Below are 14,245 nucleotides of genomic sequence, written 5' to 3'. Positions count from 1 at the left end.
TTCACTATTGTTACCGTCGGTACATATAGTTTGCACAGGTGAATTCTATCTGTCAACGTCCCTGTGAAGCACCTCTTCACCACCCCACATTGGAGTTTGCTAAAGATATGTCGAAACCCGTCATGAGCACTGTCGACAAGGCACTGTCTTTGCTACGGCATTTCTCGCTCCAGCGGCCAGAGATGGGGCTGAGCGAGCTTGCCCGCCTTGCAGGATATGACAAAACGACCACGCTACGGTGTATGACAGCGCTAGAGCGGAACGGCTTTGTAGAGCAAGACCAGCAGTCAAAGCACTATCGCCTTGGCCTCGCCCCGATCAATTTGGCCCGCATCCGTGAACGCAGTTTTCCGTTACTGGCGATCCTGCAGCCGCATGTGGACGCCCTGCGCGACAGCACCCAAGAAACCGCACACGCCACCGTGCTCTCTGCGGGTCGCCTTCTTACCGCACTGGTGAACGAGCCTGACCGCGCCACCCGCGTATTCATGGACCCCTCGGTTGATCTGCCGCTGCATGCCACAGCATCGGGTATGATCATCGCGGCCCATATGCCACAAGCCGAGCGCGCGGCCTTTGTCGCCTCCTCGCGGTTTGAGCGCTTTACCGAAAACACCCCAGTTACACCCGAAATGTTGGAGCCTCTCTTTGCCAAATTTCGCGCCCAAGGCTTTGCCCGTGCCGAGCAATCCTATGAAGATGATGTAATCGGGACGGCGGTGGCGTTTTTCGATGCCAATGGTCGCCCCGTAGGCGCAATTGCAGTGGCTGCTGTCGCCTCGCGATTTGACTCCCCCCTTGCCCGCAAAATTGAACAAGAACTGACTGCCACAGGGCGCAAGCTCACCCGCGAACTTGGCGGGATCGCCCCCGCCCCCCTATCCTCAGTATCGGAGCACGCGACATGAAAGACGAAAACTTCCTCAAGGCTAATAATGCCCGCCACATGTGGCACGCGATGGCCCACCCCGCTGACATGCATAAAAATCCGCCCCGCATTGTGACCAAAGGCAAAGGGGTGCGCATCACCGACATCGACGGACATGAAACGATTGATGCTGTAGGCGGGCTGTGGAACGTGAACCTCGGGTTCTCGAATGATGCCGTTAAGGACGCTATAAAAAGCCAGCTTGACGAGTTGCCTTACTATGCAACCTTTCGCGGCACCTCCAATGACCAAGTGATCGAGCTGAGCTATATGCTGGCCGAGTTTTTCGAGCCTGACGGGCTGTCGCGGTCCTTTTTTACTTCTGGCGGCTCGGACAGCATCGAAGTTATGCTACGGCTGGCACGTCAGTATCACAAAATCAGAGGCCAGAGCGGACGAACCAAGTTCCTGTCGCTCAAGAAGGGCTATCACGGCACGCATACGGGCGGCGCATCCATCAACGGCAACGCAAACTTTCGCACGCAATACGAGCCGCTATTGGCGGGCTGTCACCACATCCCCGCCCCCTACACCTATCGCAATCCATTCAACGAAACGGATCCAGAGAAGCTTGCGCAGCTTTGCTTGCAAGCGCTGGAGGACGAGATCAACTTCCAAGGACCAAACACCATTGCTGCGTTCATCATGGAGCCTGTCCTTGGTGCAGGTGGTGTGATCCCGCCGCACCCCAGCTTCATGCCTGCTGTGCGGGAGATTTGTTCGCGGCATGGTATCCTGCTGTTGCTGGATGAAGTCATCACTGCCTTTGGCCGCTTGGGCAGCTGGTCGGGGTGCCGCCACTACGGCGTAAAGCCAGATATGATCGCCACTGCCAAAGCGATAACCAATGGCTACTTCCCTTTTGGGGCCGTCATGATCTCGGATATGGTTGCCGAAGCCTTCGAGAACGACACAACGGGGGCCGCCAACATCGGCTCGGGCTACACCTATTCCGGCCATCCTGTAGGGGCTGCAGCCGCAGTCGCCTGCCTCAAGGAAACCATACGCCTCAACGTTAAAGACAACGCTGCTGCGCGAGGGGCGCAAATGTGGGAAGGATTCAAAGCGCTCAAGGAAAAGCATGAAATTATTGGCGATATCCGTGGTGGTGTCGGGCTGATGACCGCGATGGAGCTTATCGGCGACAAGGACAAGAAGGCGCCGCTTGATAAATCACGGATCGATGCGATGTATGAAGCGACATATGCTGCTGGCACCATGATCCGCGTCTCAGGGCCAAACGTGATCATCTCTCCCGCGTTGGTGATCGAAGAGGCCGATGTGTCCAAGGTTCTGGCCGATCTGGATCATGGTTTGTCGCAAGCTTGAAGTCTCAGCTCTCCTCGCCCGCCCCGTCCTCGTCGGCGGCGGGCGCGGTGGCCACGCCCATCTGCGGAAGAATTGGCCGACCGCCCTCTTTTTCCTGCTGCTTGACAGCCTCCACCAGATGCGCGCGCATCGCACATTCCACGTCCCACCCGTCTAGCGGGTTTTGCACAGGCACGCCGTAGCGCATGATGAGCCCATGCTCTGTCTGGCCGGTCATTACCGCCTCACTCTCGTCTGCTTTGACCCGGTCATCGTTCGACAGAAAGCTCTCGAAAGCCCCGTGCAGCGCTTCGAGGTCCACTGCGGTACCAAGCGTCAGCGTTACGGTACGGATCATGCCGCCCGCCTCAAGATTGCGGTTCACAAAGGCGTCTGAGATGAACTTGGCCACTGGCACGATGAGGCGCGTGTCGTCCCACACGCGCAATTGCACGAACGTAAAATGCACCGCCTCCACTGTGGCCAGCTTATCCTCGTAAATCACTTGATCGCCAACCCGCGCGGCGCGGTTGAGAGATATTTGCAGGCTCGCGATGATGTTGCCCAAAACTTCACGGGCGGCAAAGCCGATGACCAGTGTGAACGATCCCGCCGCCGCCAAAAGCGACAGGCCAAGCGCCTCGAACACCTTTGCAGTGCTCAGCAGAATGCCCGTGCCGACGATCACAGCCAACACCACCACAACGCGGCGCGCGGCAGACACAATGCCCGCCAGATTGCGGCGCGCGGCATGCTCGGGCGCGGACAATGTCTCGATATCGACCTTCACAATCCGGTCGAACGCGGCGTCGATCAGATTGACCACAAGGATCACCCCAGCCGCGACATACCCCAGCGCTACAAGCGGCTCGAGGATCGTCGCCACAGGACCGGACACAACAAACAACGATCCCGTCGCAACCCCTATCAAGGCGCTGATCAGAACGATGGTCAGCGGCGCGCGTAGAGCGCGTAAAAACCCTGAAATCCATGTCCCGTCCGCTGTGTTCGCAAACCGTCCAAGGACCCGCCAAAGCGCGCCCGTCAACGTGACCGTCAAAATCAGGAGCAGCGGAAGACCGATAATTTCCCACCATTTGAGACCGCCGAAGGCATCCGTGCGCATCCATTTGGGCAGCGCGCGCTCGAACGCGGAAGGGCCGTAGCGCTCAAAAAGCGGCTCGATCCGCGATACGGTCTGGCGCGAAAACACCCATTGCGCCTGCCCGCCCTTTGGCAGCACACGGTTCAGACGGATCGCAACGCCCCGTCCTTCAAGGTCGAGCACGCCGATGAGAAGGCTTTTGCGCGGCGTTGCGGCCATCGGATTGCTGTCAGCCGCATTTGCCAGCAACGCGTCGGGACGTTCCAGAAGTTGTTGCCATGATAACAGAACCTTGCGATCCATAACCACGGACAGTTGCCGCGCCAAATTTGCGCCGACTTCGGGCTGCTGGGTCACAGGTATATCGTTGAGGTTCAGCACATGCGCCGCGGTCACGTAATCCTCATCCTCCGCCGCAAAGACAAAGGCCTCCATTGCCGTTTGCGGCGTGCTCAGGTCGATTTCACCGCGCGGTGGTGCCAGCCCTTCATTGAGCACCGGAATCTCGAATACGGTCTCTTGCGCTGCTGCCTGCCCGAATGAGGCAAGCAACATAGTGAAGGCTAGGATGATGCGGCTGATCTGCATGGCGAACTCTCTTATTGCGGTCTCGCCTGCACGGGTCGTGCAGGCTCAATCCGCCCAGATAGCCCTATGTTGCTTGTAGAACAGTGCCGTATTGCTCGCGCAGCTTGTTTTTCTGCACTTTTCCGGTTGAACCAATGGGCAATTCATCCACAAAAATCACAGCGTCGGGGATTTGCCAGCTCTCGACTTTGCCTTTGTAGAAGGCCAGCAACTCTTCCTCGCTCACCTCGCCCGCTTTGATCGCAACCAGTACGGGGCGTTCGTCCCACTTCTCGTGCAGGGCCGCAATTGCGGCGGCGTTGGCAATGGCAGGATGGGAGATCGCGATGTTCTCCAGCATCACTGTAGATATCCATTCGCCCCCCGATTTGATAATATCTTTGGATCGGTCACGGATGATCATGAACCCTTCAGCGTCAATCGTGGCCACATCACCCGTATCAAACCAGCCATCGTCGGTAAGCGCAGAGGTTTTCTTGCCAAAATATGTATCAACGATCCATGGTCCGCGAATTTGCAGATCACCCTGCGCCTCCCCGTCATGCCGAAGAACATTGCCCGTCTCATCCACAATGCGCAAATCGACACCAAATGGCGGACGCCCCTGACCCAAACGGATCGCCGCCTGCTCCTCTGCCGAGAGCGCGGTATGGCGCTGGAGCAGTTGGTTTACCGAGCCAAGCGGCGATGTCTCCGTCATGCCCCATGCGTGAATGAGGTCCACGCCGTATTCGGCAAACTTCGGGATCATTGAGGGCGGCAGTGCGGAGCCGCCGACAACCGTGCGCGTCAGGCTTGGCACTTTTGATCCCGTTTCCTTGAGTGCGGCCAACAGCCCCATCCAGATTGTAGGCACACCCAGCGCCAACGTGGTATGCGTGCTGTCGATGAGCCTCACAAGGCTGGTTCCGTCAAGGTTCGGCCCCGGCAGCACCAACTTGCAACCTGTCATCGCGGCAATATACGGCACACCCCAAGCGTTCACATGGAACATCGGCACAACAGGCAGCACCGTATCCGTGGCAGAAATATTGAGCGCATCAGGCTGGTTGCCCACAATCGTGTGCAGCACGGTCGAGCGGTGCGAGTAAAGCACGCCTTTAGGGTCGCCCGTGGTGCCTGAAGTATAGCACAGGCTCGACGCTGCGTTCTCGTCAAGGTCAGGGAATGCCGCGTCAGCGTCTCCAGTCTCCAAAAGCTCGTCAAAGAACAACAGGCCCGGCACGGCCTCTGCAGCTGCCTCATCTCGCGGCCCCATCATAACGATATACTTGGTATGTTTGAGCGCTGGTGCCAGCTTTCCCGCAGCTGGAACAAAAGTGGCGTCGATGAACAGTACCTGATCCTCCGCGTGGTTGATGACATAGACCATCTGCTCTGGCCCCATGCGCGGGTTGATCGTGTGGCAAACAAAACCGCCCCCTGCCACGCCAAAGTAAATCTCCAGATGCCGGCGATTGTTCCATGCGATCGTGCCACAGCGTGCGCCTTGATCCAGCCCCAGCTTGCACAGCGCACTGGCCAGACGCCGCGCATTGGCGCCAACTTCGCCCCATGTCGTATTTTCAATCCCGCCTGCTGTCTCGACTGATACAATCTCGCCTGCGCTGTGAAACCGCGCCGCGTGATCAATCAAACTGCCAATGGTCAGTGGCATCTGCATCATTTGTCCAAGCATGGGATATCTCTCCTGTAAGGTATGGCCCTTTTGCGCGGGGCGTTGTCTTTGATCAGCCATCAGTAGAGTCCACCAGCAGCTATAATTTGTGTTTGAAAATAGGCCAAATAATCCGCCGACTGTCCATTCTAAACACAGACCCTCCCGCGGCTCTCACGTAGCGTCATATCACAGGCTGCGTCCTGGCAGGGCAAAACGAGGTGAAGGATTGAAAATTCCATACCCATGTCGTATTTGACCACCCCAATGTCAGAACTCACATGGACATGGACGCAGCTATCCCTGAAGCTGTCCCAAAGAGGATGGAAAAATGCGTTTTTCAGGACTGCGTGTGATCAAAGAAGCCCTGACCGGGCACAAAGGCTGGACCCCCGCGTGGCGTGAACCAGAGCCGCAAGCGCGCTATGATATCATCATCATCGGTGGCGGTGGTCACGGCCTTGCCACAGCCTATTACCTCGCCAAAGAATTCAAGCAAAAGCGGATCGCCGTGCTGGAAAAAGGCTGGATCGGCGGCGGCAATGTGGGGCGCAACACAACCATCATCCGCTCCAACTACCTGCTTGATGGGAACGAGCCGTTCTACGAGATGTCGCTCAAGCTCTGGGAAGGGTTGGAGCAGGATTTCAACTTCAACGCCATGGTGTCACAGCGCGGCATCCTTAACCTCATCCATTCCGATGCCCAGCGTGATGCCTTCATCAGGCGGGGCAATGCAATGATCCTCAATGGCGCGGACGCCGAGATGCTCACAACCGCCCAGATCAAAGCGCGCTATCCGTTTCTAAACACCGACGATGCCCGCTTCCCGATCAAAGGGGGGCTTGCACAGCATCGCGGCGGCACCGTGCGCCATGATGCTGTTGCGTGGGGCTATGCCCGCGGCGCAGATAGCCTCGGCGTGGACATCATCCAGAATTGCGAAGTCACTGGCTTCAAAATCGAGAACGGCAAAGCTTTGGGCGTGGACACCACACGCGGCTTCATCGGGGCTGCCAAAATCGGCTGCGCCGTTGCAGGCTCCTCCAGCCGTTTGATGGCACATGCAAACATGCGCCTGCCCATTGAGAGCCACGTCCTCCAAGCGTTTGTTTCCGAGGGCCTGAAACCCGTACTGCCCGGCGTTGTCACGTTCGGCGCGGGCCATTTCTACGTCAGCCAATCCGACAAGGGCGGGTTGGTCTTTGGCGGCGATATCGACGGCTACAACTCCTATGCCCAGCGCGGCAACCTCCCCGTGGTCGAGGATGTATGCGAGGGCGGCATGGCAATCTTTCCCGCCTTTGGCCGTGCGCGGCTTCTGCGCATGTGGGGCGGCATCATGGACATGTCCATGGACGGCTCGCCCATCATCGACAAAACCCATATCGACGGGCTCTATTTCAACGGCGGCTGGTGCTATGGCGGGTTCAAGGCCACGCCTGCCTCCGGCATGTGCTTTGCACATCTGCTCGCCCGCGATGCGCCCCATCCCAATGCCACCGCCTACCGGTTTGATCGGTTCGAGCGCGGATTATTGATCGACGAAAAAGGCATGGGAAACCAGCCCAACCTGCACTAACGCGCCCCGCTTCATTTGCCAATTAAACTCAATCCCGCACTTACCGCGAGCACCGCAAAAATGATCATAAATCACCCCCTTCTCGGCCCTCGCGACAGCGCAGAATTCACTTATATGGGGGATGCGCGTCTGATTGATCGCCCCGATGCAGGGTCAGATACCGCTGCGCAAGATTTCTATGACTACGGCTATCTGCGGGACAACCCTGCTGGCTGGCATGAGGAGTTGTGGTTTCATGAGGCGGGGGATCGCTCTTGGCTGGTGGTAACGCGCAACACGCTCACTCATGAGATCAGCGATGTAAAACTTGCCCGCGATGTGGCCCGCAGCAGAGGGCGCAAGCTATGACACAAAAGAACAGGCTTGCTGGCGGACAAATCAACCGTGCCAAAACCCATAAATTCATGTTCGACGGTAAGCATTACACAGGCCATGCGGGCGACACACTTGCTTCTGCCTTGCTGGCCAATGGCGTGCGACTTATGGGCCGGTCGTTTAAATATCACCGCCCGCGCGGTCCCCTCACGGCTGGCTCCGAAGAGCCCAACGCACTGGTTGAGCTGCGCGGAGGCGCGCGGCAGGAACCCAATACCCGCGCCACCACGGCCGAGCTTTACGATGGCCTGCTGGCGCGCAGCCAGAACCGCATCGGCTCGCTCAGGTTCGATCTGCTGGCCGTAAATGACCGCCTGTCCAATTTCCTCACGGCGGGGTTTTACTATAAAACGTTCATGTGGCCCGCGGCCTTCTGGGAGAAAGTCTATGAGCCGATCATTCGCCATGCGGCGGGGCTTGGATCGCTCTCGCTAAAGGATGATCCCGACACCTACGACAAAGGCTTCCTGCACTGCGACCTGCTGATCATCGGCGCGGGTCCGGCAGGGCTGGCTGCTGCGCTGACAGCAGGGCGCGCGGGCCTTGACGTGATCCTTGCTGACGAGGATTTCCGCATGGGCGGTCGTCTCAATTCCGAGACACACAGCCTTGGCGATCAATCGGGAGCAGACTGGGCCGCCGCCACGGTAGAGGAGCTTGCCAGCCTGCCCAACGTGCGCCTGATGGCGCGCACCACGATCATCGGCGCATTCGATCACGGCATCTATGGCGCGGTTGAGCGCGTTAGCGATCACATGCACACGCCAGACGCAGGCAAACCCCGGCAAATCCTGTGGCGCATCTATACCAAGCGTACAATCCTCGCGGCAGGCGCCATCGAGCGGCCAGTCGCCTTCGAGAATAACGACCGTCCGGGCATCATGCTCGGCTCTGCCCTACGCACCTACGCCAACCGCTATGGCGTGGCAGTGGACCGCCGTGTGGCGATCTTTACAAACAATGACGATGGGCACCGCACGGCGGCTGACCTTGTGGCGAAGGGCGTGAAAATCGCCGCAGTCGTCGATGTGCGGGAGGACGCGCCGCGCAGTTTGGACTATGAAGTTCTGCACGGTGAAATCAAAGACACCAAGGGGCGTCTTGGCTTGACCTTCGCCGAAGTGCGCCTCGCCGATGGCACCATGCGCACGCTGGAATGTGGCGCGCTTGGGCTGTCGGGAGGATGGAACCCGAACGTTCATCTGACCTGTCACCAGCGCGGGCGACCAACTTGGAATGAAACCCTCGCAGCATTTGTTCCCGGTGGCATGCTTCCTGCTGGTATGACAGTTGCAGGGGCGGCCAATGGCGATATGTCCACGGCGGCGGCCTTGCGCGGTGGTGCAAAAGCCGCGCAAAATGCGATGGATTTGAAGGGTAAACTGCCCTCTCTGCCCCAAGCGGAAGATGCGCCCGTCAACCTTAAACCGTTCTGGTACGTTGAGGGTTGCAACCGCGCATGGCTCGACCAGCAAAACGATGTGACCGTCAAAGACGTGAAACTCAGCCATCAAGAAGGATACCGCTCGGTCGAGCACCTGAAACGCTATACCACGCTGGGCATGGCGACTGATCAGGGCAAAACGTCAAACATGGGTGGCTTGGCGATCATGGCAGAGCTGGCAGGCAAAGCCATTCCCGAAGTCGGCACGACGATCTTCCGCCCCCCCTATACCCCCACCGCCATTGGCGTCTTTGGCGGACGGCACCGTGGCAAGGATTTCCACCCAACCCGCCTCACGCCCTCCCATACGTGGGCGGAGGAGCAGGGTGCTGTTTTTGTCGAAGTTGGTAACTGGCTGCGCGCACAATGGTTCCCGCGCACGGGCGAGACGACGTGGCGGGAAAGTGTTGACCGCGAAGTGCTGGCCACGCGCACATCGGTCGGTGTCTGCGATGTGACGACATTGGGCAAGATTGACGTTCAAGGCACAGATGCCGCCGCCTTCCTGAACAAGGTCTACTGCAACGGCTTTGCCAAACTGCCCGTGGGCCGCGTGCGCTATGGCCTGATGCTGCGCGAGGACGGGATCGTGATGGATGACGGCACGGCGGCACGGCTGGCGGAGGATCATTTCGTCGTGACGACCACCACGGCCAACGCGCTGCCCGTCTACCGCCACATGGAATTTGTGCGACAGTGCCTTTTTCCCGATATGGATGTGCAACTGATCTCGACCACCGAGGCGTGGGCGCAATACGCTGTCGCGGGTCCCAACAGCCGTAAAGTGCTGGAGCAGATCGTGGACCGCGACATCTCAAACGATGCCTTCCCCTTTATGGCCTGCGCCAATGTCACAGTCTGCGGCGGATTGCGTGCGCGTTTGTTCCGCATCTCCTTCAGTGGAGAGTTGGCCTTTGAGATCGCTGTGCCTATGGCCTATGGCGATGCGCTCATCCGCAGAATTGTGGAGGCGGGTGCGGCGTTTGACATCACCCCTTACGGGACCGAAGCCCTTGGCGTGATGCGGATGGAAAAAGGCCATGCTGCGGGAAATGAACTGAACGGGACCACAACGGCGGCAAACCTCGGGATGGGGCGCATGGTCAGCACGGCCAAAGACAGCATCGGTGCGATCCTGTCGCGCCGTGAAGGGCTGAACCGCGCAGATGATCTGCGCCAAGTGGGGATCAAGCCCGTGAACCCGCGTGACCCCGTGCCTGCGGGTGCGCATTTGATGAATGAGAGCGGCGTCATCGATGCTGCCCATGATCAGGGCTATGTCACTTCAGCCTGCTATTCGCCCAATCTGGGGCATGCCATCGCACTCGGGTTTCTCAAGGACGGTGCAAACCGGATGGGCGAGCGGATGCGCCTTGTCAGCCCGCTTACGGGTGTGAACGTCGATGTCGAAATCACCAGCCCCCATTTCATTGACCCTGACGGGGAGAGACTTCGTGCATAATCTCAGGACTGTAACCGCCCTTGGCGTAGCCGCGCCACGCATCGACCGCTTTGACCATATCACTCTTGCCGAAAATGACGGGTTGGCGCTGGCGTCCGTGGCGGCACGGCTGGGGAAGGAAGCGGCGTGTCATGCCGCGCTCGGAAACCTGTTGGGCGGTGTGCCTGATATAGGCCGTACCATCCTGCGCGACCCCGAGGCGGGCTTTTGGATGGGGCCAGAACAGTGGATGATCGGCGCCCCTCGCGCAACGCATGAACATCTGGCCGACCAGCTTAAAGAGCGGTTTGGCGATGCGGCTTCAATCACCGAGCAATCAGGCGCTTGGGCCACCTTTGATGTAACGGGCGCAATGATGCGTGAGATGAGCGAGCGGCTGTGCAACGTCCCGATCCGTCGCATGATCGCGGGCGATGTGCAGCGTACCGTCATTCACCAGCTTGGCTGCTTTGTGATCCGCCGCGAGGCCGAGGATCACATCCGCATCCTTGGCCCCCGCGCCTCGGCGAAGAACCTGCACCATGCCCTGCTCACGGCGGCACTTGCGCTGGCCTGAGGCAGCCTACATCGCACGCCCCGCGACACAGTGATAGGCGTAGTCGATGAAGTCTTGGGGCAAGTCGGGCCTGCGCATGATAAAGTCATCGATCAGTGCTTTTGTATCAGGGTGCAGGACATGGTTGAGACCGTGCAGCGCCGCTGACTGACAATCGGCCGCGTCGAGGTCCAGTATCTGCGCAAGGGTGTGGAACATCGCACCCTGTATCCGCTTGTGAACAGGGTTCCCGACAGGGTCGACGTGCTTCATCGGGTTGATGCAATAGGCCAGAGCGTCCCACCACATCTCGCAGGCCTCTCCCATCGGATCGCGGGCAAAGACGTCGCAGAAGACGAAAAACATCGCCGCGATGAGCTCCTCCTTCAGCTCTGGCGCGATATTGCTGCGCCAGATTAGAATATCGAGGTTGCCGTCAAAACTTGCCCCTGTCATGGCCCAAAAGCCCTGCTTGAGCCTCTCACGATCATATTTTTCAAACAGGCTGGCAGAGGTGCGAAACATCTCGATAAAGCACCGCGCACTGTGGCTGGCATCATATTTCACCGTTGTATCAAGCCGATGATACCATGCGTCGTTGGTGGCGAAACTCTGCGGGTCATGATCAAACACGAAGTCTTCAAACTCCCGCTGAGAAGCCGTGCGGATATCGTAGATTTTTTGTGTCATGTTCATACGGTGATCGAAAACCTAGAGGTTTTCCATGTAAATCGGCAACGTTGGCGCAGACAAACCGAGGCTATAGCCCGATGATTGCCATTGACGCCAGCGCCCTGCACCGATTGAAGTGAGGCGTTATTCGAGCCGCCGCAGACAAGGACCGCTGATATGTTTTTAAAGAACGCATGGTACGTTGCCGCATGGGACCACGAGATTACGCGGACCTTGCAGCAGATAGCGGTGCTGGGCGAAAAGATATGTGTGTTCCGCACCGAGGCGGGTGAGCTGGTCGGATTGGAAGATGCCTGCCCCCACCGCAAGCTACCCTTGAGCAAGGGTCGGATGAAAGGCGACACAGTCGAGTGCGGCTATCACGGTCTGACCTTTGATTGCGTGGGCCGATGTGTCTGGGCACCAGGGGCAAATGGTATCCCGTCAGAGGCGCGGGTGCACGCCTATCCCTTGCATGAGAAATACGGGCTGGTCTGGGTCTGGATGGGCAACCCCGCACTGGCCGACCCGAGCGATATCTTCGAGATAGAGAATTACGACAATCCTGCGTGGGGCATCAACCGTGGGGCCGCGATGGAGTTGGACTGCAACTACCTGCTCATGTGCGATAACCTGCTCGACCCGACCCATGTAGCGTGGGTGCATCAAAACAGCTTTGCCGCGCCTGCGACCAAGGATACGCCCCTGCGCATCACAAAGACAGCAGATGGCGTGATTGTGCACCGCTGGATGATGGATCACGAGCCCGCGCCGTTCTACAAAAAAGTGGTCGAGTTCGAAGGCAACTGCGACCGCTTGCAGCACTATGAGGTCCGCTACCCCTCCCATGCGCTGATCCGTGCGGTGTTCACCCCTGCGGGAACAGGCGGTCCTGACGGATCACTGCACGAGAATACATTTATTATGGATAGCTATAACTTCATGACCCCCACCACCGAGAGCCAAACGCGCTATTACTGGTTCCAGCTGCGCAATATCCGCCCCGACGATGCGGCGCTGTCGAAAATGATGACCGAGGATGTGCAGCACGCGTTCGAAGAGGACCGCGATGTCCTCAACGAGGTGCAAAAGGGCATGGCGAACAAGACCTCCCCCCATATCGACCTGCCCATTGACGGGGGGCAGCTACGCTTTCGCCGCCAGCTTCAGGCGATGATCAATGAAGAACGCGAAGTCGATCGCCAGATGGCGGAGTAGCGCTGGCGATCGACGTTGACCGCCAGCGCAGGGCTTATCCTACGACGTTGAAATCAGGGCCATAAGGATAGCCTGTGATGTTCTCGTTGCCCTCGTCGTTGATGATCAGGATGTCATGCTCGCGGTAGCCGCCTGCCCCCGCTTGGCCTTCACCAATGGTCAGCATCGGTTCCATCGAGATGACCATGCCCGCCTCTAGGACGGTGTCGATATCCTCGCGCAGTTCCAGCCCCGCCTCGCGGCCATAGTAATGCGACAGGATGCCAAAGGAGTGACCATAACCGAAGGTGCGGTATTGCAACAGGTCACGCTCCGCGAAGAAGTCGTTGATCTTGTGGGTGATGTCCGAGCATTTGGCCCCCGGCACAAGCAAGCTCATTCCGTACTCATGAGCCGCCACATTGGCCTCCCATATCTTGCGGCTGGTGTTATCGACCTCGCCCACAAACATCGTGCGCTCAAGGGCAGTGTAATAGCCAGAGATCATCGGAAAGGTGTTTAGGCTCAGGATATCCCCCCGCTCTAATTTGCGCGTCGTCACGGGGTTGTGCGCGCCGTCTGTGTTGATCCCTGACTGAAACCAGACCCAGCTGTCGCGTATCTCGCTATCCGGGAACCGTTTGGCGATTTCCAGTTCCATCGCATCGCGGCCTGCCATTGCCACGTCGATTTCGCGTGCGCCAACCTTCACGGCATCCTTGATCGCATAGCCGCCTACATCAGCCACATTCGCACCTGCACGGATCAGGTCCAGCTCGGCGGGTGATTTATGCATACGCTGGCGCATGGTTGCGGGGGCCACATCGATGCAAGCCTTGGGCGTTAGAAATTCATCCAGCAGGCTCTTTTGCGCAATGCTCAGGTGATCGCCCTCAAAACCAATGGTCCTGCCCGATCCCGTCACACTCTGGATCGCACGCCAGTAGTTGTTCCGCTGCCAGTCGGTATATGTGATGTTGTCGCCGTGGCTGCGCCGCCACGGTTGGGCCGCATCAATGCCCGCGCTCATCGTCACGCTGTCGGTGGGTGTCACAACCAGCGCATAGGGGCGTCCAAAGGCACAGTAGAGAAACCCAGAATAATAGGCGACGTTGTGCATTGAGGTGAAAACACAGGCATCAACGCCAGTCGCGGCCATCTCGGCACGCAAATTGGCCAGACGCCCCTCATATTCAGCGGCGGCAAAGGGGAGGTTACGATCCCCTTGGTGAAAGCGGTAGTGTTGTGGACGGTCCATCAGTGGCTCCTTCAAATGCGCAAACCGATGTGCGTTGAAGGGGCATAGAGACCTCCCCCACCGCAAACGGTAAAGCAAGATCCCGGCGTTCAGGAATGGGGTTGAGGTCTTGCACATTGTGCTGGCGACGCCAT

At 58.5% G+C, this 14,245-nt stretch carries 11 protein-coding genes; 7 read left to right on the top strand and 4 right to left on the bottom strand.

The features are described 5' to 3' along the window. Positions 1–107 precede the first annotated feature (107 nt). Both Q0775_RS14260 and Q0775_RS14255 read left to right on the top strand, forming a co-directional pair. Positions 108–908 carry an IclR family transcriptional regulator gene (locus Q0775_RS14260; protein ID WP_298862175.1) on the top strand — a complete coding sequence of 267 codons (801 nt, stop codon included), beginning with the start codon at positions 108–110 and terminating at the stop codon, positions 906–908. Continuing rightward, positions 905–2,257 (top strand): aminotransferase class III-fold pyridoxal phosphate-dependent enzyme, encoded by a 1,353-nt coding sequence (locus tag Q0775_RS14255; RefSeq protein ID WP_298862172.1) that lies wholly within the window; start codon positions 905–907, stop codon positions 2,255–2,257. The genes Q0775_RS14260 and Q0775_RS14255 overlap by 4 nt, the downstream gene beginning before the upstream one ends. A 4-nt stretch (positions 2,258–2,261) precedes the next feature. Here Q0775_RS14255 and Q0775_RS14250 read toward each other — a convergent pair whose 3' ends face one another. Next, positions 2,262–3,929 carry a mechanosensitive ion channel domain-containing protein gene (locus Q0775_RS14250; protein ID WP_298862169.1) on the bottom strand — a complete coding sequence of 556 codons (1,668 nt, stop codon included), beginning with the start codon at positions 3,927–3,929 and terminating at the stop codon, positions 2,262–2,264. Positions 3,930–3,993: 64 nt separating this feature from the next. Further along, on the bottom strand, positions 3,994–5,607 hold the full coding sequence (locus tag Q0775_RS14245; protein ID WP_298862165.1) for a long-chain-fatty-acid--CoA ligase: 1,614 nt from the start codon (positions 5,605–5,607) through the stop codon (positions 3,994–3,996). Positions 5,608–5,917: 310 nt separating this feature from the next. Between Q0775_RS14245 and Q0775_RS14240 the strand changes: the two genes are divergently transcribed. From Q0775_RS14240 to Q0775_RS14225, 4 genes are read left to right on the top strand one after another with little or no spacing between them, the layout of a single operon-like run. Next, positions 5,918–7,168, top strand: coding sequence for a sarcosine oxidase subunit beta family protein (locus Q0775_RS14240; RefSeq protein WP_298862163.1), 1,251 nt, complete (start codon positions 5,918–5,920; stop codon positions 7,166–7,168). Positions 7,169–7,228: 60 nt separating this feature from the next. Next, on the top strand, positions 7,229–7,516 hold the full coding sequence (locus Q0775_RS14235) for a sarcosine oxidase subunit delta (protein WP_298862161.1): 288 nt from the start codon (positions 7,229–7,231) through the stop codon (positions 7,514–7,516). Beyond that, positions 7,513–10,449 (top strand): sarcosine oxidase subunit alpha family protein, encoded by a 2,937-nt coding sequence (locus Q0775_RS14230; protein ID WP_298862158.1) that lies wholly within the window; start codon positions 7,513–7,515, stop codon positions 10,447–10,449. Before Q0775_RS14235 ends, Q0775_RS14230 begins: the two co-directional genes overlap by 4 nt. Beyond that, a complete protein-coding gene (locus tag Q0775_RS14225; protein WP_298862156.1) occupies positions 10,442–11,005 on the top strand; it encodes a sarcosine oxidase subunit gamma in 564 nt (187 codons plus the stop codon). The genes Q0775_RS14230 and Q0775_RS14225 overlap by 8 nt, the downstream gene beginning before the upstream one ends. 6 nt (positions 11,006–11,011) lie before the next feature. On the opposite strand, the gene Q0775_RS14220 is transcribed toward Q0775_RS14225, so the two are convergent. Next, positions 11,012–11,674, bottom strand: coding sequence for a hypothetical protein (locus Q0775_RS14220; RefSeq protein WP_298862154.1), 663 nt, complete (start codon positions 11,672–11,674; stop codon positions 11,012–11,014). A gap of 159 nt (positions 11,675–11,833) precedes the next feature. Here Q0775_RS14220 and Q0775_RS14215 point away from each other — a divergent pair, with 159 nt between their 5' ends. Next, entirely contained in the window at positions 11,834–12,874 is a 1,041-nt protein-coding gene (locus tag Q0775_RS14215) for an aromatic ring-hydroxylating dioxygenase subunit alpha (protein ID WP_298862152.1), read from the top strand. Positions 12,875–12,908: 34 nt separating this feature from the next. Here the strand turns inward: Q0775_RS14215 and Q0775_RS14210 are convergent, their stop codons facing one another. Then, positions 12,909–14,111, bottom strand: a complete 1,203-nt coding sequence (locus Q0775_RS14210; protein WP_298862150.1) for an aminopeptidase P family protein — start codon at positions 14,109–14,111, stop codon at positions 12,909–12,911. Positions 14,112–14,245: the final 134 nt, after the last annotated feature.

The sequence above is a fragment of the uncultured Sulfitobacter sp. genome (assembly GCF_947499945.1).
Taxonomy (GTDB): Bacteria; Pseudomonadota; Alphaproteobacteria; order Rhodobacterales; family Rhodobacteraceae; genus Sulfitobacter.
This window is presented reverse-complemented; position numbering and strand designations above follow the sequence as displayed.

Coding starts and splice junctions, on each gene's coding strand:
- Q0775_RS14260 (WP_298862175.1), top strand. CDS start 108: ATGTCGAAACCCGTCATGAGCACTGTCGACAAGGCACTGTCTTTGCTA.
- Q0775_RS14255 (WP_298862172.1), top strand. CDS start 905: ATGAAAGACGAAAACTTCCTCAAGGCTAATAATGCCCGCCACATGTGG.
- Q0775_RS14250 (WP_298862169.1), bottom strand. CDS start 3,929: ATGCAGATCAGCCGCATCATCCTAGCCTTCACTATGTTGCTTGCCTCA.
- Q0775_RS14245 (WP_298862165.1), bottom strand. CDS start 5,607: ATGCTTGGACAAATGATGCAGATGCCACTGACCATTGGCAGTTTGATT.
- Q0775_RS14240 (WP_298862163.1), top strand. CDS start 5,918: ATGCGTTTTTCAGGACTGCGTGTGATCAAAGAAGCCCTGACCGGGCAC.
- Q0775_RS14235 (WP_298862161.1), top strand. CDS start 7,229: ATGATCATAAATCACCCCCTTCTCGGCCCTCGCGACAGCGCAGAATTC.
- Q0775_RS14230 (WP_298862158.1), top strand. CDS start 7,513: ATGACACAAAAGAACAGGCTTGCTGGCGGACAAATCAACCGTGCCAAA.
- Q0775_RS14220 (WP_298862154.1), bottom strand. CDS start 11,674: ATGACACAAAAAATCTACGATATCCGCACGGCTTCTCAGCGGGAGTTT.
- Q0775_RS14215 (WP_298862152.1), top strand. CDS start 11,834: ATGTTTTTAAAGAACGCATGGTACGTTGCCGCATGGGACCACGAGATT.
- Q0775_RS14210 (WP_298862150.1), bottom strand. CDS start 14,111: ATGGACCGTCCACAACACTACCGCTTTCACCAAGGGGATCGTAACCTC.